Source organism: Rhodohalobacter sp. SW132 (assembly GCF_003390325.1).
GTDB lineage: Bacteria > Bacteroidota > Rhodothermia > Balneolales > Balneolaceae > SW132.
Window position 1 is genome coordinate 185,556 of the sequence record NZ_QUOK01000005.1, and the last position, 23,029, is coordinate 208,584.

16 protein-coding genes and 1 pseudogene are annotated in these 23,029 nt (G+C 42.9%); 16 read left to right on the plus strand and 1 reads right to left on the minus strand.

Going from position 1 to position 23,029, the window contains the following annotated elements:
• The first annotated feature begins 31 nt into the window (after positions 1-31).
• Together DYD21_RS11445 and DYD21_RS11450 are read left to right on the plus strand one after the other, a co-directional pair.
• On the plus strand, positions 32-2,689 hold the full coding sequence (locus tag DYD21_RS11445) for a M14 family metallopeptidase (RefSeq protein ID WP_116036745.1): 2,658 nt from the start codon (positions 32-34) through the stop codon (positions 2,687-2,689).
• Between the two features lie 63 nt (positions 2,690-2,752).
• A complete protein-coding gene (locus tag DYD21_RS11450) occupies positions 2,753-4,066 on the plus strand; it encodes a M20/M25/M40 family metallo-hydrolase (RefSeq protein WP_116036747.1) in 1,314 nt (437 codons plus the stop codon).
• 300 nt (positions 4,067-4,366) lie between these two features.
• On the opposite strand, the gene DYD21_RS11455 is transcribed toward DYD21_RS11450, so the two are convergent.
• Entirely contained in the window at positions 4,367-4,660 is a 294-nt protein-coding gene (locus DYD21_RS11455; RefSeq protein ID WP_116036750.1) for a hypothetical protein, read from the minus strand.
• A 399-nt stretch (positions 4,661-5,059) separates the two neighbouring features.
• Between DYD21_RS11455 and DYD21_RS11460 the strand changes: the two genes are divergently transcribed.
• From DYD21_RS11460 to DYD21_RS11515, 14 genes and pseudogenes are all read left to right on the plus strand, one after another.
• The gene (locus DYD21_RS11460) at positions 5,060-7,138 is read left to right on the plus strand and encodes a thioredoxin domain-containing protein (RefSeq protein ID WP_116036753.1); all 2,079 of its coding nucleotides are present in this window, start codon (positions 5,060-5,062) and stop codon (positions 7,136-7,138) included.
• Positions 7,139-7,367: 229 nt separating this feature from the next.
• Positions 7,368-8,117 (plus strand): alpha/beta hydrolase, encoded by a 750-nt coding sequence (locus tag DYD21_RS11465; RefSeq protein ID WP_199535517.1) that lies wholly within the window; start codon positions 7,368-7,370, stop codon positions 8,115-8,117.
• A 214-nt stretch (positions 8,118-8,331) separates the two neighbouring features.
• Positions 8,332-9,540, plus strand: a complete 1,209-nt coding sequence (locus tag DYD21_RS11470) for an HlyD family secretion protein (protein WP_116036756.1) — start codon at positions 8,332-8,334, stop codon at positions 9,538-9,540.
• Entirely contained in the window at positions 9,537-11,729 is a 2,193-nt protein-coding gene (locus DYD21_RS11475; protein WP_116036758.1) for a peptidase domain-containing ABC transporter, read from the plus strand. Before DYD21_RS11470 ends, DYD21_RS11475 begins: the two co-directional genes overlap by 4 nt.
• 17 nt (positions 11,730-11,746) lie before the next feature.
• On the plus strand, positions 11,747-11,992 hold the full coding sequence (locus tag DYD21_RS11480) for a hypothetical protein (RefSeq protein WP_147303565.1): 246 nt from the start codon (positions 11,747-11,749) through the stop codon (positions 11,990-11,992).
• Positions 11,993-12,133: 141 nt separating this feature from the next.
• Positions 12,134-12,322 (plus strand): hypothetical protein, encoded by a 189-nt coding sequence (locus tag DYD21_RS11485; protein ID WP_147303566.1) that lies wholly within the window; start codon positions 12,134-12,136, stop codon positions 12,320-12,322.
• A gap of 7 nt (positions 12,323-12,329) precedes the next feature.
• Positions 12,330-12,566 carry a Blp family class II bacteriocin gene (locus DYD21_RS11490; RefSeq protein WP_116036766.1) on the plus strand — a complete coding sequence of 79 codons (237 nt, stop codon included), beginning with the start codon at positions 12,330-12,332 and terminating at the stop codon, positions 12,564-12,566.
• Between the two features lie 43 nt (positions 12,567-12,609).
• Entirely contained in the window at positions 12,610-13,203 is a 594-nt protein-coding gene (locus tag DYD21_RS11495; protein ID WP_147303567.1) for a DUF3267 domain-containing protein, read from the plus strand.
• A 645-nt stretch (positions 13,204-13,848) separates the two neighbouring features.
• The gene (locus tag DYD21_RS21065) at positions 13,849-14,019 is read left to right on the plus strand and encodes a hypothetical protein (RefSeq protein ID WP_158551596.1); all 171 of its coding nucleotides are present in this window, start codon (positions 13,849-13,851) and stop codon (positions 14,017-14,019) included.
• Positions 14,020-14,851: 832 nt separating this feature from the next.
• Positions 14,852-15,286, plus strand: coding sequence for a hypothetical protein (locus DYD21_RS11500; protein ID WP_116036771.1), 435 nt, complete (start codon positions 14,852-14,854; stop codon positions 15,284-15,286).
• A gap of 145 nt (positions 15,287-15,431) precedes the next feature.
• Entirely contained in the window at positions 15,432-15,647 is a 216-nt protein-coding gene (locus tag DYD21_RS21205) for a hypothetical protein (RefSeq protein WP_199535518.1), read from the plus strand.
• A pseudogene (locus DYD21_RS21320) lies at positions 15,641-16,525 on the plus strand (glycoside hydrolase family 5 protein). Before DYD21_RS21205 ends, DYD21_RS21320 begins: the two are co-directional and overlap by 7 nt.
• Before the next feature lie 491 nt (positions 16,526-17,016).
• Positions 17,017-18,093: a DUF2235 domain-containing protein gene (locus DYD21_RS11510; RefSeq protein WP_116036774.1), complete on the plus strand. Its 1,077-nt coding sequence runs from the start codon at positions 17,017-17,019 to the stop codon at positions 18,091-18,093.
• Between the two features lie 53 nt (positions 18,094-18,146).
• A complete protein-coding gene (locus DYD21_RS11515; RefSeq protein WP_116036777.1) occupies positions 18,147-22,802 on the plus strand; it encodes a cache domain-containing protein in 4,656 nt (1,551 codons plus the stop codon).
• Positions 22,803-23,029: the final 227 nt, after the last annotated feature.

Sequence of the window (23,029 nt, forward strand, 5' to 3'; positions counted from 1 at the left end):
TGTTTTAACTAACAATCTATTTTAAACCACCATGACTATAACACATACAAATCTTAGAGCCCGGATTCTGCTGCTATTGTCGATTTTGTACCTGGCTGCATCTAGCCTTTCAGCCCAGAACATACCTGAACCGGCAGACATCATCGGCTTCGATCCTGGAACTGATTACAAACTGGCGGATTACGTACAACTGGAAGAGTATTACAAAGCTGTTTCAGCTGCCAGCGACAGGATTATTATGGAAGAGATAGGAAGCACGCATCACAACAATACACTTTGGCTTTTGACGATTTCAAGTCCCGAAAATTTAGCTAACCTGGATCACTATCGTGATATAAGCAAAAGTCTTGCACTCGCAAAAGATCTCGATAATGATGAAGCTAAAGAGTTAGCACGAGAAGGAAAAGCTGTAGTCTGGATCGATAGCGGACTCCATTCCCCCGAGCTGGCACATGGGCAACATAATCCGGCTTTTGTATATCATATGGCAACAGATCAATCTGAAGAGACCCTTGAAATGCTTGACGAAGTTATACTTCTGAACATGCCAATGATGAATCCGGACGGTCATGAAATCGTGGTAGACTGGTATAGAGAACAGAGGGATACAGAGTTTGAACTTACATCTCCGCCCGTTGTCTATCATGAGTACATTGGTCATGATAACAACCGCGATTGGTATATGCTTTTGCAGAATGAATCTCAGGCTGTAGCTAAGGTTCTATACGAGAGCTGGTATCCACAGATCGTACTGAATCATCACCAGATGGGTGAGATGCCCCCAAGAATGTTTATTCCACCTTTTGATGACCCGGTGAATCCAAATATCCCTGCTTTAGCTGTCAGAGGCACTAATCTTGTTGGCGAACACATGGCAAACAGGTTTGCTTCAGAAGATAAACCCGGAATTATACAAGGGATTACATTTAATATGTGGTGGAACGGAGGAATGCGAACTGTCCCGTATTTTCATAACATGGTTGGAATTTTAACAGAATCTACCCACCGCTCACCAGTGCCCAAGTATTGGGATGAAGAAGATATACCAGATACAATCGTTCGAGGCAGCAATGTGATTCCAATGAAAGAACCCAGCATTTTTTATCCCGATCCCTGGGAGGGTGGCTGGACTTCCCTTGGTGAAATGGTAGAATATCACACAACAGCTTCTCTTGGTGTGATGGATATAGCCGCCAAACGAAAGTACGACTGGCTCTATAATATTTACCTGATGGGGCGAAATGCGATTGAACTTGGACAAAGTCAGTCGCCATACGCTTATATCATACCCCCGGATCAATGGGATGCTCCCGAAGCGATCGAGATGCTGAAAGTTTTAAAAAGAGGAGGAATCGAAATAAGTAAAACAACCGCTTCAACTTCTTATAACGGTGAATCATTACCCGAAGGAAGCTACATTATTTATACATCTCAGGCTTTCAGACCCCACCTGATCGATTTAATGGAGCCTCAATCGTATCCAGACAGGCGTCTATACCCTGATGGCCCTCCCGAACCACCTTATGATATGGCAGGCTGGACACTGCCCCTGCAGATGGGTGTAACTGTTGTTCGTATTGAAGAATCTATAGATGTGGATAGTGAAGTTGTGGAACAAATCGATCCTTTTGAAGCAAATCTTGATGGAAACAGCTCATATGGATTTTTGATACCGTCAAACTCCAATATGTCTGCTAAAGTTGTTAATAGTTTGATAAACGATCACACGATCTATCGAACCGCTGAAGACTTTACTTATCAAGGTTCTACCTATCAGGCAGGTTCTTTTATCATTGAAAGTAATGGCAACAGTTCTGAAACTGCTATGCAAAATCATGCCAGTGATCTTGGATTATCGATGACAGGGTTAGGTCAAACACCAAATGTGGAAAAAAAGGAACTGAATACGCCAAATATTGCAATGTATCAATCATGGACGGCAAATATCGATGAGGGATGGACCCGTTGGGTATTTGATAATTATGGATTCAGTTACACAACTCTCAGAGACCAAGACGTACGCACTAATGATTTGTCTGAATATGATATTATTATTCTACCGGCACAAGAGCCCGGCTCAATACTTTCAGGGAATGACCCGGGATCTATGCCTGAACAATACGTGGGTGGATTGGGTTTAGAGGGCGCAATAAACCTGAAGAGGTATGCAGAAGGTGGAGGAACAATATTAGGTTGGGATGGCGCCACTGATTTCTTAATCAATAATTTTGGATTGCCAGTCCGTAACCATCTTCTGAATGTTGCTCGTGATGATTTTTTTATCCCGGGATCTATCGTCAAATTAACCTCAGACAATACTCACCCCATCGCTTATGGCATGCAGGATGAACATGGCGCATTTTTTGTAACCAGAAGGGGGAGTCAAAGCAGATCATTTACAATTATTGAACCCGCCGAAGCAGAAGATCGCCGTGGAGCTGAACCTGATGTTGAAGTATTTGCACATTTTGCAGAAGAAGATATTTTAATGAGCGGGTGGGCCTTAGGAGAGGATAACTACCTTGCCGGTAAACCAGCTGCTTTAAGAGTAGGTCTTGGAGAGGGATCCGTAATTTTATTGGGTATCAGGCCACAGTTGAGGGCACAACCCAGGGCCACATTTAAATACATTTTTAATTCAATATATGAATCAGCAACAGTTGAGACACCAGCGGAAAGCGCGGACTAAACGGAAAAAACGCTTAGCATTTACCAGTTACATTACTTAAATCTTAACAACGATATTTTCACAATGAGTTCAAAATATTACAAACTGATTGGTTTTCTTTTCGCTATTCTTTCTTGCTTGGTTATTTCTGCAACAGCACAGCAAAACTATGAGGAATTTGAGTTGGATAGCCAATACACAAATGAAATTGAATCTTTGGTGGGGAAGGCTACTATACAACAAGCCTTCACTTTTATTGAAGAATTTGATGAGCAGACGGTCCAGAATCAAATATTGATCAATGAGATCCCTGCACCGCCTTTCATGGAAGATGTTCGTGCTGAAAAATACCTTGAAATGATGATGGCATATGGACTAACCGATGTCTCTATTGATGAAGAGGGTAATGTTATTGGTAAAAGGCCCGGAACTACGGGAGAAAAGACTATCGTAATCTCTGCTCATCTGGATACCGTTTTTCCTGAGGATACAGATGTGACTGTTGAAGTCAGAAATGATACACTCTATGCGCCCGGCATTACAGATGACGCCAGAGGATTGACCACTGTGCTAACCATTCTAAAAGCGTTGCAAGAAGTTGAAATTCAGACAGAAGCAGATATCTGGTTTGTAGGAACGGTGGGTGAAGAGGGTTTAGGAGATCTGAGAGGAGTGAAACACTTATTCAGGGAAGGAGGACCTCAAATTGATTCTTTTATATCTATCGATGGAAGCAACGATCAAAGAATCGTTAATAAGGCACTTGGTTCACACCGGTACCGTGTAACTTTTGAGGGACCGGGAGGACACTCCTGGGGCGCTTTTGGAACCGCAAATCCAGCCCATGCGCTCGGAAGAGCAATTTACCACTTTGAGGAAGCAGCTTCCGAGTTTGTTAAAGAAGGACCAAGAACAAGTTACAATGTCGGCAGAATTGGCGGCGGTACTTCAGTCAATTCGGTCCCGTTTTCCAACTGGATGGAGGTTGACATGAGGTCTGAAAGTCAACAACAACTTCAGCAAATTGATCAGCTTTTGCACGAAGCGGTAGACAAAGGTATACGTGAAGCAAATGAAATAAAAACAGAAGGCCGTAACCTCACGGTTGATATGGATATGATTGGAGACCGACCTTCTGGGGAAATCTCACCCGATACACCTTTTATTCAAAAAGCTATTGCTGCTTCTCAATATTTCGGTTACGAACCAGAACTCAGGCGATCATCAACGGATTCAAATGTACCCATATCTTTGGGCATTCCATCTATGACGCTCGGTGGCGGCGGAAGTAGTAGTGGGGCTCACTCACTTGACGAGTGGTGGTATAACGATGATGGCTATATAGGCATACAAAGAGCATTTTTAATACTAATCTCTCAGGCAGGTTTATCTGAATAAATTTCATTCCAGTTTATTATTGAACCACTCAGAGACAACATCCAAGGGTATACCTTTAGTTAATCTCTCAAAATCAACGAATTAGTAATTTTTACTAAATGATTTTTTTATCGAGGGTTCAGAACTGTATCCATTTGCTACACTTTTATGTCCATCTTAGTGGATTTCCGAAACATATCGCATTAACAGATAAACCGTATGAACGTTATTTGGTGGATTATGGAACTCGATTGAAGAGCGATTCAGATTAATGAAAAGATTTTTTTAACAGAGATTAATTCTGACATCTACCGATCTCAATCAAAACCGGTTTCGGAGGATCTCCCAGATTTTTTCTACAAGCTCAATCAGTTTGGAAAGCAGTGCACGGATGGGGCTCTCATCATCAAGGCTCCCAGAGATATTTGAAGCAGTGCTTTCCAGCATATAACCTATTTCAGAGTAACTATTTCCAGAAAGAATCTGGCTGAAAGTGTCAGCTAAATCAGTGAGTGCGTCCAATAAACGATCCGGGTACGTAATTTCCGGAGAGACCGCAAAAACAAAGGGAAGAAACAGGAATATGAGAATAAAATACTTTAGCGGGTTTTTCATGACTGCTCTCATTCTGGATTCAAAGACAAGACTAAAGGTATGATCCAAAAAACAGAATTTCCTTACACTAATTTTGTAGATTTTAATGAAATCTGCAAAAAATAATCTGACTATTCTTCAAAATCGACAAAATATTTTTTCATTGTTTGAGAATCTTTATGAACCTGCTTATAAAATTCAAATAACAATTCTATCACCAATCAATTATTGATAGAAGGTCAAGCTAATTCAGGGATTTACAATGAATCACATGAGACAGCTCACCACTGATATGATACTTCTATGATCTAAAAACTTAGAATTCCTTACACTTTTTTTTGCATTCCGATACCATTTCTACCAATTTATTGAGGAGTACAAAATCAAACATTAAAATATTTGGGCAAACCCGAGAAGATCATGAACCGCCTCTCAAAAGAAAAATCCCCCTACCTTCTTCAGCACGCCAATAATCCTGTGGATTGGTTTCCCTGGGGAGATGAAGCCTTTGAAGAAGCAAAACGGCGCGACTGTCCCGTTTTTTTATCGATTGGATACGCCACCTGCCACTGGTGCCACGTGATGGAGCACGAAAGTTTCGAAGATGAACAGGTGGCCGAACTAATGAACGACGCCTTTGTGAACATCAAAGTGGATCGTGAGGAGCGTCCCGATATCGACAATACCTACATGACCGTCTGCCAGATGCTGACCGGCCAGGGCGGATGGCCTCTTACCATCATCATGACCCCGGACAAAGAGCCTTTCTTCGCCGCCACCTACATCCCAAAACAATCCAACCAAAGAATGCAGGGGATGATTGACTTCGTCCCGCAGATCAGCAAAATCTGGATGGAAAAGAGAGAACGGGTGATGGATTCCGTATCTAAAATTAAGAATGGATTCTCGAAATCTCTGGATCTCGGCTCTTCAAAGGGGAATTTGTCGGATGGAATCACAGATAAAGCCGTACACCTTCTGAAAGGACGGTTTGATGAAGCTCATGGCGGATTTGGATCTCAGCCCAAATTTCCATCTCCCCACAATTTGCTCTTTCTGCTCCGATATGCCGATTTTCATAATGATACAGAAGCCCTTGAAATGGTGGAAAAAACGCTGACACAGATGCGCCTGGGCGGAATATGGGATCATATCGGAGGCGGTTTCCATCGCTATTCAACCGATGCAGAGTGGCTGCTACCCCATTTTGAGAAGATGCTCTATGATCAGGCGATGCTGCTTCTCACCTATGCCGAAGCGTGGCGCAACACCGAAAATCCGCTCTACAAAGAGACCTGTTACGATATTTTCCGCTACCTGAATCGAAAAATGAAATCCCCGGAGGGTGGTTATTATTCAGCCGAAGATGCCGACAGTGAGGGCGAAGAGGGAAAGTTTTACGTATGGGAGAAGGATGAAATACTGGATCAACTCATGGATCACGATGCAGAAACGTTTTGTGAAATTTACAACATCCGGGAGAAAGGTAATTTCAGGGATGAGGCGACCGGTCAGTTTACCGGCAAGAACATCCCCCACCTGAACGAACCCCTGGAAACGATCGCTGAAAAACGCGGAGAGAATCCCGCCGACCTGGAAAAAAGAATGCAACAATGCCGGAACCTGCTGCATGATTCCCGCGAGACGCGCGTCTACCCGCTGCTGGATGACAAAATCCTCACCGACTGGAACGGGCTTCTGATGGCCGCTCTGGCTGCGGCCGGAGCAATTTTTGAGGATACAGAGTTCACAGAAGCCGCCATCGGGATTGAAAAGTTTATCAGCGAAAAAATGACCGGTAAAAGCGGGGCGCTTCTCCACCGATTTCGAGATGGGGATGCAGCGATCGAAGGAATGGCCGATGATTACTGTTCGGTCATCTGGGGATTGATAGAGCTTCATCAAACCACGTATGATCCTCACTATTTGGAAAAAGCGATCTGGCTTCAGGACAAATTCAGCGAACAGTTTCTGGATACCGAGTATGGCGGATATTTCTTCACTTCAGAATCAGGAGAAACCCTGCTGGGCCGCCAGAAAGAGATTTATGACGGAGCTCTCCCCTCCTCCAACTCCATCGCCGCCCTGAACACATTTCGCCTCGCCAGGCTTACCGGAAACATGGATTACGATTCAGCTTCAGAACAGATCTTCAGCGCATTTTCGAAAGTGATAGAGGATAATCCGGCAGGTTACACATCTGCGCTTACCACCCAGCTGGTAAAAGAGAATCAGCCGGTTGAGGTTGTGATCTCCGGCAGCCGTGATTCCGAAGAATTCAACCGGGTGATCGGTGTGATGCATAAAGCGGACCGGTGGAAACACTCCCTGATTTTAAAAACGCCGCAGAATTCAGAGAAGACTGAACAGCTCTCCCCTTTCCTACAATCATTTCCCGGTGATGAAAAGATTGCGATTTACGTCTGCCGGAATTTTGCCTGTGAACAGCCCGTTCACACTGCAGAGGATCTGCAAAATTTGCTTGATGATTTTGGGTGATATGATTGAAAGCCGTAAATGCATCTTTCTGAGAGACTAAATAGGTTACTTTAATAAAGATATTGCCTAACTCTTTTTTTACCGCGTGGGCGCAAAGTCGCCGGGTTTGTAAATGGAGTGAACTGATAAAAATAGATTACACTTCATGAAAACTATGCGGCCTCTTATGTTTGTGGCCCAAAAAACGATCGCATCTATATACCTGAATTCCTAAAAACCACCAGACATCTTGAAAACCACCCTGAAATCTCCTGACGGACTCTCCATCGCCGCAAAGAAACTGGAAGGAAAATCACCTGCAGTGATATTTATGCCCGGTTTTTTCTCCAACATGGAGGGAACCAAGGCCACTTATCTTGAGGCGATGTGCCGGGAGCGCGGTCAGGCGTACGTCCGGTTTGATTACCGGGGCCATGGCCAGTCAGATGGGAAGTTCGAAGATGGCACCTTTACCGACTGGCTGAATGATACCCTCCTCGTACTGGATGAACTTGCAGAAGCGCCAGTGGTTGCGGTCGGCTCTTCGATGGGCGGCTGGATCGCCCTGCTGGCAGCACTGAAGCGTCCGGATAAAATCCGCGGATTGGTGGGCATCGCCTCCTCCCCCGATTTCACTGAAGATATCTGGCACCACCGCATGACGGAAGAGCAGCGGCAATTAATGGACAAACAGGGATTCATCGCCCAGTCCAGTGCGTACAGGGACGAACCGGTTATCATCACAAAAAAGCTGCTTGACAGCGGCAAAAATCATCTCCTTTTACACAAACCATCCATCAACCTGGATATCCCCGTTTTCCTCATCCATGGCAAAAAAGATGCGGATGTTCCCTGGAAAAAATCACAAAAACTATACCGCCTGATTGGCAAAGAGAACTGCAAACTAATTCTTGTCCCGGACGGAGAACACCGGCTTTCGAGGGATGAGGATTTGGAGCTGATTGGCGGGGTTGTTGAGAGGATCTTGAAAAAAGTTTAGTTCGGACTCACCCCTGTCCCCTCTCTATCCCATAATAATACAGTAACTTAACTAAGCACTTTCACTTCTCACTTTTCCCTTTTCTCTCCCCCATTATTAAAATTTTCAGGAAAAGTGTAAGGAATTTATCAAATCCTGATCATATGTAAAGAGTGTTGGTATTCAAGAGATTGGCGCACAAGAGAAAATAAAACTACAAATTTTGGGAGATACGATGAACAAAGAACTGTTTCCAAAAGAGATTATTGAAAATTCACAAGAACACAATTTTTCAATCCATTCGGTACGCTCCAGGGTCATCTACTCCACGATTGTACTTTCGCTTATCGGGATGTTTGCTCTCCTGCCATTTATCTACACGGATGTTGGTGTTCGAAGCCAGGGGATGGTCCGGCCGGTTACGGAAGTTATTCAGATCGCCTCCCCGGTGTCGGCCCAGATCACATCCCTTCAAGCAAAAGAAAACAGCCGCGTGCAAAAGGGAGATATTCTCCTCAAGCTCGATGATGCGGACATCCAGCAGCAACTGCGTTTTAACAGATCGCGTTTTGAGCAGCTATCTAATTTTATTCAAGATTTAAATACGCTAACGAAATCCGTCTCGATCCAATCTGTACCAATAGATGACTTGAAAACCGTGCGGTTTAAACAAGAAACCTTGGAATTCCGTCAGCAACTTGAAAATCAGCAGCAGCTTATAGACCAGCAAAAAAGGCTGCTTGAACGTGAGACTAATTTGTACAATCGGGATGCCATCAGCCTGCTCTCTCTTGAGGAACGGCAGCATCAGCTTCAATTTGAAGAGAACAAATTGAAGCTGCTCACAGAGCAACAGTTCAACAGATGGAACCGGGAGAAAGACACGTTTCAGAAAGAGCGTGATGAGATTGAAGCTACATTCAATCAGCTTTCCAATGAAAAACGCCGGTATGTCATACACTCGCCCGTGACCGGCACCCTTCAAAATACAAACGGTTTGTTAGAGAACAGTTTTGTATTTGTGAACCAGGCGATCGGAGAGATATCGCCTGATACAACTTTGATAGCCGAAGTTTACGTCCTGCCAAATGAAATCGGTCTTCTCAGACCAGGATTACCCGTACGATTTCAAATTGATGCTTATGACCACAATCAATGGGGCACGGCTACCGGAAAGATTGAAAGCATTTCAACGGATATACTCGTAAGCGAAAATACCCCGATGTTCAAAGTTCGCTGTTCGATCGACCAAACCTATCTTGAATTGTCAAATGGTTTTAAGGGTGAAATAAAAAAAGGAATGACCTTCCAGGCCCGGTTTGTAATCAATCGAAGAAGCCTGTTTCAGCTGTTATATGATAATATGGACGATTGGCTCAATCCGTCCTGGTCTGCTACACAGGATAATAATTCCCGGCTAACTCATATAAATCAGTCATCATGAACAAGAGAAAAATAGGTGTAAAACAGCACGATATCACCGATTGCGGAGCCGCATGCCTTGCCTCCGTTGCAGCTCACTTTGGTCTTGAGATGCCCATTTCAAAAATTCGTCAGTACGCCTCAACCGACAAAAAAGGAACCAACATTCTTGGAATGATTGAAGCCGCTGAGGCTCTTGGCTTTTCTGCAAAAGGGGTGAAAGGTGAGTTTGAGAGTTTGTTTGAGATACCCACACCAACCATAGCCCATGTGGTTGTAAAAGAGGTTCTTCATCACTTTGTGGTTATCTATAATGCCACCGACAAATTTATTGAAGTGATGGATCCGATGGACGGAAAGCTCCACAGAGTGCCTTACGATGAGTTCAGGAAACAGTGGACCGGTGTCCTGGTTTTAATCATGCCGGATGAATCCTTTGTAGCCAGGAATGAAAAGCATTCCATTTTAAGCAGGCTTTGGTTCCTACTCAAGCCTCACCGAACTGTTCTGCTCCAGGCAACTGTCGGTGCGGCGGTGTTTACCCTCATCGGACTCTCTACCGCCATCTACGTTCAACTCATCGTGGATCATGTCCTTTTAGACGGCAATCGCAATCTGCTGAACCTCCTGGGTGTAGGAATGATTGCATTGGTTTTGCTGCAAATATTTATTGGAGTGGCAAAAACCGTTTTCACTCTCAAAACCGGTCAATTGATCGATGCGCGGCTCATACTGGGATACTACAAACATCTTCTTAAATTGCCCCAGCGCTTTTTTGATACGATGCGGGTTGGAGAGATTATCTCCCGGATAAATGATGCCGTAAAAATCAGAACCTTCATAAATGATGTAGCGATAAATATCATCGTCAGTATCTTTATTGTGCTTTTTTCATTCGGGTTGATGTTTACCTACTACTGGAAACTCGGGCTCGTGATGCTGGCGATCATACCGGTTTATACGCTGATCTATTTTATTACCAATCAGCTAAACAAGAAAACTCAGAGAGAGTTGATGGAAAATGCTGCTGACCTTGAATCTCAGCTGGTTGAATCCCTCAATTCAGTACGCACCATTAAGCAGTTCGGCCTTGAGAATTTTGCCAACATGAAAACTGAAACCCGATTTGTACGGTTGCTGAAGACCGTCTACAGATCAGGATTAAATTCGGTTTTTTCGGGTAACGCATCCCAGTTTTCATCGAGGGTTTTTACAATCATTCTGTTATGGGTCGGTGCAATCTTTGTTCTTGAGGGAGACATCACCCCGGGTGAACTTCTCTCCTTCTACGCCGTCATCGGTTATTTTACCGGTCCGGTGAGTGATTTAGTTGGCATGAACAAAGTCATTCAGGATGCGATGATAGCTGCCGACCGTCTGTTTGAGATTATGGATCTTGAGAAAGAAGAGCAGGGTCAAAAAGTTGAGTTAAAAAAGGATTTCATCGGGGATATTACTTTCCGGGATATTCACTTCAGATATGGCTCAAGAGTTGATGTTTTTACAGGATTGAACCTGGTGATTCCTAAAGGAAAAGTGACTGCATTTGTGGGTGAAAGCGGATCCGGAAAAACCACACTGGTTAACATCCTCCAAAAAATGTACCCGATCGATTCCGGTCAGATCGTCATCGGAGATCTGAATATAGCTCATATCGATACACAGAGCCTTAGAGATATCATCTCAGTCGTTCCGCAAAAAATTGATCTTTTTGCAGGAAATGTGATTGATAATATTGCCGTAGGCAGGTTTGAACCGGATATGGAAAAGATCATTACCATCTGTAAAAGACTTGGAATCCTCACCTTTATTGAAGAGTTACCCAACGGGTTTGAAACCTACCTTGGTGAAAATGGAGCCTCTCTTTCCGGTGGCCAGAAACAGCGTATAGCCATTGCGAGAGCGCTCTACAAAGATCCCGAAATCCTTATTCTTGATGAAGCAACTTCATCACTTGATTCGGCCTCTGAGCAGTACGTTCAACAGACGATTAACTACCTGCGTGAAGAGAACAAAACCGTCATCCTGATTGCCCACCGATTAAGCACGGTTTTTATGGCGGATAAGATCTGTGTACTTGAAAACGGGGAGCTTATTGAAGAGGGAAGTCACCAGGAGCTTATCAATCAAGGCACACTTTATCTGAAGCTGTGGAAAAACCAATTCCCATTCCTAAATGGTGATTTGAAAGGCAAAATCCTCAATATCTAATCTCAGAATACAGACCTATGGCGCTATATAACTACATCAACAGAATAGAACGAATGGACACGCTAATACGCCGCAAATCTACCGGCACACCTAAAGAGCTGGCGGAAAAGCTGAATATTTCAGAACGCTGGCTCTATATCTTTTTAGATGAATTGAGATCTGAACTCAACTGCCCTATACGATACGACAGGAGGCAACGCAGTTACGTTTATGAAATACCCGGCCGGGTCACCATTGGTTTTAAATCTGAAATGGTAAATTAGGAGCTAAAAAAAGTATCCGGCGGAAGAAAATTCAAAAATTTATACTCACTGTATTTATAGGTGCAGTGGGAAATTATATTTTTTTCATAGAAATCAACTTTTGGTTGATATTATATAAACATTAATTAAATAGTAATGATTATGAGAAATATAAAATATCTAAATCATGAAAATCTCAAGAGAACTAATGGAGGTTTTGTGCCAGTAGTAATATTTGGTGTAACATATTCTGCAAAAGCTGTAGCTGGGTATTTTGGGGCTGTTACAGCAGCTTCATCTGGTATTACTTTAGCAGTAATTAATAATAATAGTGACGATAACTCTAAATAAAATAATCATGAATACTGCAATAAAACTACCCAATAATATAAAAGCGAATAATCCTAATAACAATCTTTCACTTTTAGATGATAATGAGTTAAAATCCATAAATGGTGGAGCAAAACCAGTTGCACCTCTTTTTGGGTGGAAAGCTGCTGCACTATTAGTTGGCGGAACAGGCGCTGCAATAATTGTTGGCGTCGCAGGCACATACCTCTTATATAAAGGAGTTGAATATTTATTAACTGATTAAATTTAACCGGTGCAGCGACAGCGTTGCACCGGGATACTTGATTATGGAAAAAATAGCAAAGACAAATTCTACAGTTGATATAGATATCGACGAAATACCAAAAATGAGCATCCGAATTCTACTAATTTTGATTTTTATTGTCTTTCTGCCATATCTATTAATTCATGGAAGTGATTTAAGAGAAGAAATAACAATTTTAAGTCAATTACTTGATGCTTCATTCTTTTCATTCCTGTTTAGGATGGTATTGGTTGGCACAGCATTTGTTGCGGTTTCGATATTAGGCATTTTGATTCATGAAGCTATACATGCAGTGTTTTTCTCTCTTTATTTACCGTCAAAATTCCATGGAGTTAAATTCGGTTTTAACAACGAACATGGAATACCTTATGTCCACATCTTAGAACCGATTAGTGTTCTGGGTTTCAGAATTGGAGCAGTCATGCCCCTGATAATTTTAGGAATTACCCCGGTCACACTTGGTTTGTACATGGGAAGCCTTAGTCTAACGGCTTTTGGAGCATTATTTACAATTAGCGCAAGCGGAGACCTTCTCTTAATTGCAAGAACAAAAGGATTACCATCTGACCAGAAGTTAAAAGACCTTTCTGATAGGATTGGTTTTGAGGTTCTTTAGACCAAAAATCTTAAAAAATGCCGAAAAACCAGATTTTAGGGAGATTGCCATACTTGCGATTACAATTTTCATATTTACAATTGTGGTCAGGAATTGGCCAGCGATCAAGCAGTTTATTTATAGTCTGAGTTTCTTGTAACTGAGGCAATAAATACTGAGAATTTCTCCAAAAAAATCACCTAAAGCCTTTTTTGATACCCATCTTTTCGCTGACAAAAAGTTTTAATCTCTCACATTAGATTATGGGACGACTGCTACTTAGGGTATTACAAAGCACTATGAAGAATAGTTTTTCTATTAACTTAATTACACTAATAAACCATGCTTTACCCACCAGATTATCAATACATAAATATTTACATTATAATTATTTTTACTTCATTAGCTATTGGAGTTATTTTACAAAAATCAGTTGACAAAAATGACCCTGAGAACTCACTAAATAAGTACAAGAGATATACAGCTAATCTTTTTTTTACTATAACTATTTTATCGACGGCATACTTTATGGTATTACCGCTTTACTTGTGATTAGATTCGTGAGTTATTTTAATGTAAGGATTGTAAGCCTATTAATTATCATGCAGTTATCGTAATTCTTATCTTCACTCATCAGGTGAACATAAATGATAAACTCTTGGTGCTGTGAATTTTATATTTGAGCTTAGCTCTACACCCAACACATCTTCGGCCGAACTGGCATTTATTGGCGATCAGCTGGGTGTGGAGGGAGCTGTGAAGACCTGTAATATATCCGTTCATTATTTTATAAGCGATTGCACATTAAAACATACAATCGATTATCTCAATGTATGAAAATAATAAAATCAAAATACTTTATTGTTACTACTATATACATTATATATTCTATTTATTATTTAATTACAAGGGATGATTTTACATATAAAATTATTGAAAGCACTGCTATTTACTTCGTGCTTTTAATCGTATTTTTTCTATACGATAAATATTATAAAAATGGCGTTTAAGTTTTAAAGTAATTTACTTCATAACAAAGTTCTTAAATAGAATTATCATGAAAAATGCCAAAAAAACAGATCTCAGGGATTTAGTCATACTCACGATTACAATTTTCATATTTACCCTCGTGACCAGGAATTGGCCTGTGATCAAGCAGTTTATTTTAACTTGAGTTCCTAGTAACTGAGGCAATTAATACTGAGAATGCCTCCTAATAAATCACAAAATAAACAGCTTACCCCCTCTTTCTTCGTGATCCGAAAAAGCAATAGCTTAGAATCTGATTGTTCCACCCGATAGTTCTGCCCGGGTTGAGTGGATTTACTACAATTGAGCCTCTCTTAGTTCCAGTTTTTCACATCCTTTTTTTTAACCATGGAATAGTTACTCCATCCGGTTAGCCCCTTACCTGTTTCCTGTGCAACAATCATCCCGAAAGTGAAAAAATAATGGTGAGTGGAATTCGTAGCACAATCACTTAACAGTTAGAGCTTTATCGATTTCTACTCATCACTCGTAAACACTTAATAATGCAATTGTTGACCACTTCATTATTTATTGTTACCATTTTTCAGATATACGCTGAAACACATTTCGAATAGGTTGAATAGCGTATCGCTATTCAACGTGATGCATATTTTAAGAAAATTAAGGAGAGGGGGTAACCATGAAGGATACAGATACACTTTTAAAAAGGATTAAAACAAAACGCCGCGAGGTTGCTGATTATCTTAATCAGAATGAGCCAAAGCAATCCCGCTACATCATGATCTCAATCGTGGCCGGAACTCTGGCTGCGGCTTTAACGGCCGGACCCGGTTTTGGCGGAAGTGGTTTTATTGATACTGCCAGCGGACTTTTTTCTTTCGGAGTCCCGGTTTGGCAGGTTATCTGTCTGCTCGCTACCCTTCTTTCCATGTCAGCAGTTATCAGCAATGGATTGCTGAAATCCACCGATCTGACATCCAAAATCTCACAGGTCCGCGGCTGCGATGCAAAACTGGAGGGACTGGAAATCATGCTCGATATGGAACAGATTGAACTTAAACAGGCAACTTCACTCTACACACAATATCTGACCGAGATTTCCCACGTCAGATGATGTTTAGCCTGTCAAATTTCTTTTTTTCTCTTCGGGGAAAAGTCTCTACCTAAATATTTACCAGTAAAATCTAAATTTCAATTAATCAAAAACTGTATAATATTGAAATAAACGGCATTAACCATTTTTTTTAGAATATTCCGTTATGAAATTTTCCAAACTTTTGCTGTTGACCAGCTGTATAATAATGGCCGCTGCCATTACCTGTTCTTCAAATTCTGTTGATTCTGAGACAGAAACTAAAGTAGAAGACGTCCCGGACCAGAAACATTTTATGGACGCTTTTGAAATGAACAAAGTGTTGGGAAAAGGAATCAATTTGGGCAACGCACTGGAGGCTCCTGAAGAAGGGGAATGGTGATTGAGGAGGAGTTTATTCAATGTATTAAAGATGCCGGTTTTGAATCTGTCCGCATACCCATCCGGTGGAATGCTTATGCTGCACCAAGCGAGCCGTATAAAATTAATAAAAAAAAATTTGAACGTGTGGATGAGGTCATCGGCTGGTCACTTGATCGCGGTCTGGCTGTGATGATTAATATTCATCATTATAATGAGTTGATGGAAACCCCCCGTGCTCATCGAAACAGGTTATCAGGACTTTGGAAGCAGATAGCCTCACACTATAAGGAGTATCCCGAAGAAGTTGTGTTTGAAGTACTGAATGAGCCTCACGAAAATCTGACCCCCGACCTTTGGAATATGTACCTCTATGAGGTCATCGAAGTCATCCGGCACACCAACACACACCGGGTTATAGTAGCGGGAACCGCCAACTGGGGTGGCTTTGATGGATTGCAATACCTGGAAATGCCTGAAGATGACCGTCAGATGATTACTACCGTTCATTATTATAATCCTTTCCAGTTTACACACCAGGATGCGGAATAGACAGGCCCGGAAGCCCATGAATGGATTGGTACTGAATGGTCCGGAACCCATGAAGAGAAAAGTGAAGTTGACGAAGATTTTGACAATGTTTTGGAATGGGCAAACGAGCATGAACGGCCTGTCCATTTGGGTGAGTTTGGTGCGTATTTAACAGCCGATGATGATTCGAAAGAACTATGGACCGCCTATATCCGTGAAGCGGCAGAACTCAGGGATTTCAGCTGGGCCTACTGGGAATTCGGGGCAGGTTTTGGCGTGTATGACCGTAATGCCCAACAATGGCGAGACTACCTGCTCAGGGCACTGATACCCGGGAGCCCGGAGCTGGATTCAATTCAGAAATATTGACAAATAAATCCGCCTGCCTGCCGACAAGATCTCATCGTTATAGTAGTGAGCCGTGTTATGCATATCGAGCTGTTATCCGTTGGTTCACTCACGGAATTAAACACCCAATCCCATAACCAATTGGGAATCTTTGACAATTAAACGGACACTACGGATCTCTCCCCCTATTTGGCCCAAAACATTATCCAGCTATGAACCTATTTTATCACCATGCAATGTATATCATTAGGTACAGGGTAATTGCAAAGGTTATAAACAAGTTAAATCTGAAAATATTAAAAAACACATTCCGTCATAAAAGAATAGATTCCTGTTATAATGTATTTTAGTAAAATATATATTATAATCTCAGTGAGGGCTGTAAGAAGGCTTTGCAAAACAGAGATTTTGACCAGTTATACTCAAGTCGACTCGTAAGGTATTCTTTTGTAATAAAGTCCTCTTAAAATTACAGAGAACCTGCAACCCACAATAAAGAGGGAGAGAATACGATGAAACGAATAATATTATGTTGCGACGGGACCTGGAATAGTGCCGATCAATCGTCAAACGGAATTCCATGCCCAACCAATGTCGTCCGTATTGCCTACAGGATTGCAAAACGGAAAGACGATATTCAACAGATAGTGTACTACAGCCAGGGAGTTGGCACGGGTAACTCTCTCGACCGGTTCACAGGAGGCGCCTTCGGCAGAGGAGTAGATGACAACATTTTCGATATCTATCGATTTCTTGTAGCCAATTACGAGCCGGATGACCAGCTATTTCTTTTTGGATTCAGCCGCGGAGCATTTACAGCACGCAGTATCGCGGGAATGATCCGTAAGTGCGGTATTCTGAAGCGGGAAGAAGTTGAGCGATACATGAACGCCACATACATGTACAGGTCCGATGATAGCCCGAATGCCGAAATTCCCACAATGTTCCGGCATAAATATTCTGTAAACGGTGATCAGGAAACACCAATCCATTTTATCGGCGTATGGGATACGGTTGGCTCCCTCGGCATCCCGCTGTCGGGTCTTCGGAATCTCACCAAACGCAAACACCAGTTTCATGACACAGAACTCAGTGGTTCTGTGAAAAATGCCTTTCATGCTCTTGCGATAAACGAACAAAGATCTCCTTTTAAACCCACATTGTGGCAATTTAAACCTAAAGAGGGGCAATCTGTGGAGCAGATGTGGTTTCCGGGAGTACATAGTAATGTTGGCGGCGGTTATACCGATTATTCGCTGACCGACTTCTCCCTTGAATGGATGGTCCAAAAGGCACAAGAGGCAGGCCTGGTGTTTGATCACTCTGTCGAAAATCGCCACCCTCTTAACCCTAACTGCAAGGGAGAAATCATCGAATCAAGAAAAGGAATTTACCGGGTTTTGAAGCCCCATAACCGGGTGATCGGGATATCTGAAAAGATCATTCGGGAAGAGGGAATAATTGAACAAGTTCCGGATCCCACTCAGAAGGTTCACAAAAGTGCACTTGACCGATGGGATAAAGACTCCGAAGATTGTCCGCCCGAACTGGCTAAATACCTGAATCGTACATCAGATGAAAGAGCATAAACTGCCTGATTAATGACTGGTGAAGTCCACTTTCCACCAAAACTAAACGCGTTATGAAGCGATCCATCAGCAGCAGAATCACTAAAACCGCCAGCGTGATGATTATCCTGGTACTGCTGATTGGTGGAACTATTTACCTCCGCACGATTTCCAATGCGGAGAGTTTGGATAACCGAAATTTGCGTGAATTGTCCCGCATCGGGCAGGGAGTGGAAGGGCGTGTAAATAATATTGGCCGTTTGATGAAAAATCTTACAAGCCTTACAGAAGACACATCCAAAAAAAATAAGTTTATAAAAGATCTACTAGCCAGTGCGGACCTGATCCCACATCTGAGTATTGATACAACGATGGCTTCGCAAAAGGAAAAATTCGACCAGCTTACCGCCGGCAGAACAGCTTTCAAAACTGATCTTACGGCAAACTCCTTAGAGCTTTGGCATACACTCAGTAAACAACATAAAATTGAGGTCAATTCAGATACTGTAGATACCGTTCATACCCTTCGTGCTGCATACAGTTTTGAATCACTCCGGCCAACATTGTCATCTGAATATATGGAGACTATTTTTCTGGCCAACGAGAAAGGGGCCATTTTCATTTGGGAAACGGAACGCACGGGTGTTCGTATCCATGAACTTGCCGCCCTGGATACGCTGCAATTCAAACAAGGCCTGGGAACAGGCGGAATCGGGAAAAGCGATATTCTACAGACATCCATTGCAGGTCAGGAGTACCGTTTTTACCTGCTGCCAATTCGCGTTCATCTTAGCGAAATGCAGGATTCCACTGTTTTAGACTCCGAATATACAAAATGGATACTTGGCGGATTAGTTCCTCAATCGGAATACCGTCAGCAAAGCTTGGCCCTGGATCCAAATATGGCAATGTTCCTTGGTTTCCTTCTCATAGCTGGATTTCTGATTGTCCCGTTCGTAAGAATTTTCACCATGGGACCAAAAGAACGTCTCAGAGTGGGAAATCTTTTTTACCTGGTTATTGCGCTGATTTTCGGTTCTGGCCTGGCCGGATTGTGGCTGGCCGATGTGGTTCACTTTTCGCCATTTAAAAAGAATGTACATACCCAGTTGGAAAAAACGGCTAACCAGTTGGCTCTAAACATCGACCAGGAGCTGCAGGCAGCAATAGAAGAGCTCGAAAAGAAAACCAAAAGTTTGAATGAACAACTCAGCGACTCTACTATCATTCTTATAGATTCTATTCGTCTGGACAGCACTGAGTTCGATTCTATTCGCCTGGACAGCACTGAGTTCGATTTCGTTCGCTTATACAGCACTAAGTTTGATTCTATTCGCATGGACAGCAATGAGTTTGATTCTCTTCGCTTGGACAGCACTGAGTTCGATTCTGTTCGCTTATACAGGACTGAGTTCGATACTATTCGCTTATACAGCACTGAGTTCGATTCTATTAGCATGAAAAATAATATGCGCTTCGACTCATCCGGCACCTATCCTTTTTACCACATGGTGTTCTGGGCCGATTCCGCCGGTCAACAAATTGCTAAATGGACACCCCGTGCCAACAACACGCCTCGTATTTCGGTAGCACAGCGGGAATACTTCCGTGCCATACATCAAGGTCGCGGCTGGGATCAAAGATTTCATACGAATCCGAATTCGACCCCCTGTGAGAAAACGACGGGCATGAAAACCGGTAATCATCCATATTATGTTGAATCAATCCGCTCCTGGACAACCGGTGAAAATCTTGCGGCAATCTCGATTCCCTGGGAATACGCGGACAGTACAAATGAAGTAAATAGCGGTATTGCAGCCATTACCACAGAACTTGCCTCTCTCTCTAAACCGGTTCTTCCAACAGGAGTTGGATTTGCCATTGTTGATGCTAATGCCCTAACGCAGTTTCATATCCGTCCGGAACGCATTCTGGACGAGAACTTTGCCGAGGAAACCAGTAACGAAGACCTTCTGAGATCTGTTCTTGCTGCACGTTCTTGTAGTGAACTTGAGCTGCACTACGAGGGACAAAACAAGCTGATTGTTATACGGCCACTGAACGGACGCCCACTTTACCTGATTTTATTTAAAGACCTGTCCCTGATTGATACCGTCCGGTTTGAGGCCTGGTTTGAAGGAGGTGCTCTTTTTGGATTATGGGTACTTTTGATCCTGTTCCTGATCTTTATCCGGGAACGGCTGCCGTCATCACGTATGGACTGGCTGTGGCCCGATCTGGATCATCTGGAAAAGTACACAATCTTTACTATATACTCCCTCCCATTTATACTTCTTTTCATGATCCAGGCCCTCACTGAGGAGCACCTCCACATCCACCCTGCCATACTGGTGATCCCGGTTCTCTACCTTGGCCTTGGGCTAATGATTTTATCACAAGGCACCTCGTCTGATTCCAACGACTATAAAAGCATTCTGGGATGGGCGCTGTTTGCATCTTCTATTCTGCTGATAGGTTGGCTTACATTCCAGAATGGTTTGGAAACGACACTAAATGAAATCCTGGCGATCGCCATTTCACTGATGATTATCTACCTTTGGCTGAGTCGGAAAAAGCTTCAGGAACCCATCAAGCGATGGTCGAATTTGTCGCCGCGTGGGGTCTACACGGCTGCCATGGTATCGGGCCTTTTGGTTCTGGGGCTACTACCCGGTTACCTAACCTACCGGTTCACCTTTCATGATCATAGCGAGCACCTTGTAAAATATCATCAGCTTGAACTATCGGAATCACTTCAAAACAGGTATGACCGGGTAGGAGCACTGATGAAGTCCACCTGGGAAATAGATAACTGGTGGGAGCTAATGGCCCATTTTCCGGCTTTTTCTGTCCACAATTACGATTTGGCTTACGAGAACCTCATATTTAGAACTAATTTACAGCCGCTATTGACCATACCAAATCACGATAATGATCCTGAAACAGATCTTCATGATCACATGCACGGTTTACTTGGAAATCATATCCCATTCCTGACCGATGCCTCCATCAGGATGCGTCAGCTTTCTTCTCAGCAGGCCGATCGGAGCTGGGCCTCTGATCATCACGACCATTTGCTGCAGCTATCGGGCGTAACCCCGGAGCTCCTCACCTCTGAGCTCCCAATTGCCAGGAGCTGGTTGAATCCTTTGCGAATCGCCATCCTGTTAACTGTATTAGGATTGTTATGCCTGATTGTTTATCGCGTCAGCCGCTGGGTATTTTTTGTCCACCTCGAACATTCAAAGCCGCTTACGCTTGAAAATGTGATACCCAAACCCGGCGAAACATGGAGATCAACAATCCTTGTTGGCACACGGTCAATTTCCCGGGAACCGCTTCGTAAACGCAGCCCTGAGATTCACTTCATCGATTTGAATAGGGATGTTGACAAGCCAGGCGATATCAGGAAACTCCTGAACAAACCGCTCCCTGATGAAACAAAGGTTTTGTGCCTTGATTATTTTGATCACAGGATAGACGAAAATGAGCGAAACCTCTTCCTGCTTGAACTTCTTGAGAAAAATATGACGGATAATCACTCCCTACCCGTACTATTGATAACCAGTCGGAACCCGGATGAATGCCTTCTGACGGCTAACATGGCAGAGGAGAAAAAAGAGACGCTGAAACATCGATGGGATCGGGTACTTGGCCGCTTTTCTAAGATTTTACTCTCGGATTTAGTATCTGAAGAGCCGTTTAAAACTCAGCTGCGGCTTCGTATCATTCAAAAAATTGCGGATGACATGGATAAGTTAATTATTGATTTGAATAAAACTCTTAAGGAGGATTCTTCTGAAGAAAAAACGGCGAAATTGAATAAATTACTGGCTAAGCTGGCATCCAGAAGCAAGTGGTTAAGTGAAGAGCTTCAAACTCTGGCCAACCCGGCGATTACCTTAACCCGGGAACAACAAGGTATGGCCGACCAATTTAAAAACCGGCAGGAAATAATACGTCAAGAAACTGAGACTATTAAGCAAGCGATAGCAAAGAAAAAAACGAGTTCCGAGAAGCTGACTAAACAAAATCCTGCAAAACCAGGCTTATTATCCACAAAGTATTTTAAAAAGGATTCGATCAAGCTTTTAGCCAAATGGGAAATGGAAGCCAGGCGGGAAGTTATCCATGATAAAAAAACGATCCATAGAGTCAGACAAATGCTGATTCAAGAGTGCGGACATCATCAGCGGCTGCAGGAAATCGGCGAGCAATTGACGTACAGGCCCGACTGGCATTCTCTAACCAAACAAGAGATCATCGACCTTGTGAGAGAAGGGGGCGAAGCATACTATAGAGCCCGCTGGGCTATTCTTTCCGATGGAGAACGACTAGTAGCCGCACAGCTTTCAAGAGGTGCGGTAATCAACCCTAAATCTCATCAAGCGATCTCACGTCTGTTTGCCCGTGGACTGATAAGAAAAAGTCCTGAATTAAGACTGGATAATTCTAGCTTTTCCGATTTTGTAAAGAATACTGTTTCTGAAGATCAGCTACACAGCTGGGAACGGGCCGGTATTCCCAGCAAATGGGAGATGATTCGCGCCCCGCTTGTGATTGCACTGCTCATTATAGCATTATTCCTGTTTTGGTCACAGCGGGAATTTATGGGTAATACTATCGCCTTCCTTGGCACCATCGGTGTAGGCGTCGGAGCCATAATTAATCTCCTCTCAAAGATTGGCAGCGTCACCGGCAAAACGGAACTTAAAAACCTGGAAAAATAACAGAAATGAAGACATGCTCGTTTTCATTTGTTGAACATCAAAAAAGTTCAAACCGATCTTGGTTGTCGTCTTTTTCCTCGTGCTGCTAAGCGTCTTCGTTGACTACCTGTACCCGATGTTGAAGGCGTTGTTGTTCTAATGGTATCTATATAGTCCAATTCCCCACTCGGCGCTTATTATAATCCAAGTTCCTACCTCCCCTGGCCGACATTGCCGAAATGTTAACC

Excerpts from the sequence above, each read along its gene's own strand:
- DYD21_RS11495 (WP_147303567.1), top strand. The coding sequence starts at position 12,610 with ATGGAAAAAATAGCAAAGACAAATTCTACAGTTGATATAGATATCGAC.
- DYD21_RS11485 (WP_147303566.1), top strand. The coding sequence starts at position 12,134 with ATGAGAAATATAAAATATCTAAATCATGAAAATCTCAAGAGAACTAAT.
- DYD21_RS21205 (WP_199535518.1), top strand. The coding sequence starts at position 15,432 with ATGAAATTTTCCAAACTTTTGCTGTTGACCAGCTGTATAATAATGGCC.
- DYD21_RS11470 (WP_116036756.1), top strand. The coding sequence starts at position 8,332 with ATGAACAAAGAACTGTTTCCAAAAGAGATTATTGAAAATTCACAAGAA.
- DYD21_RS11500 (WP_116036771.1), top strand. The coding sequence starts at position 14,852 with ATGAAGGATACAGATACACTTTTAAAAAGGATTAAAACAAAACGCCGC.
- DYD21_RS11450 (WP_116036747.1), top strand. The coding sequence starts at position 2,753 with ATGAGTTCAAAATATTACAAACTGATTGGTTTTCTTTTCGCTATTCTT.
- DYD21_RS11510 (WP_116036774.1), top strand. The coding sequence starts at position 17,017 with ATGAAACGAATAATATTATGTTGCGACGGGACCTGGAATAGTGCCGAT.
- DYD21_RS11455 (WP_116036750.1), bottom strand. The coding sequence starts at position 4,660 with ATGAAAAACCCGCTAAAGTATTTTATTCTCATATTCCTGTTTCTTCCC.
- DYD21_RS11480 (WP_147303565.1), top strand. The coding sequence starts at position 11,747 with ATGGCGCTATATAACTACATCAACAGAATAGAACGAATGGACACGCTA.
- DYD21_RS11490 (WP_116036766.1), top strand. The coding sequence starts at position 12,330 with ATGAATACTGCAATAAAACTACCCAATAATATAAAAGCGAATAATCCT.
- DYD21_RS11515 (WP_116036777.1), top strand. The coding sequence starts at position 18,147 with ATGAAGCGATCCATCAGCAGCAGAATCACTAAAACCGCCAGCGTGATG.
- DYD21_RS11445 (WP_116036745.1), top strand. The coding sequence starts at position 32 with ATGACTATAACACATACAAATCTTAGAGCCCGGATTCTGCTGCTATTG.
- DYD21_RS11460 (WP_116036753.1), top strand. The coding sequence starts at position 5,060 with ATGAACCGCCTCTCAAAAGAAAAATCCCCCTACCTTCTTCAGCACGCC.
- DYD21_RS11475 (WP_116036758.1), top strand. The coding sequence starts at position 9,537 with ATGAACAAGAGAAAAATAGGTGTAAAACAGCACGATATCACCGATTGC.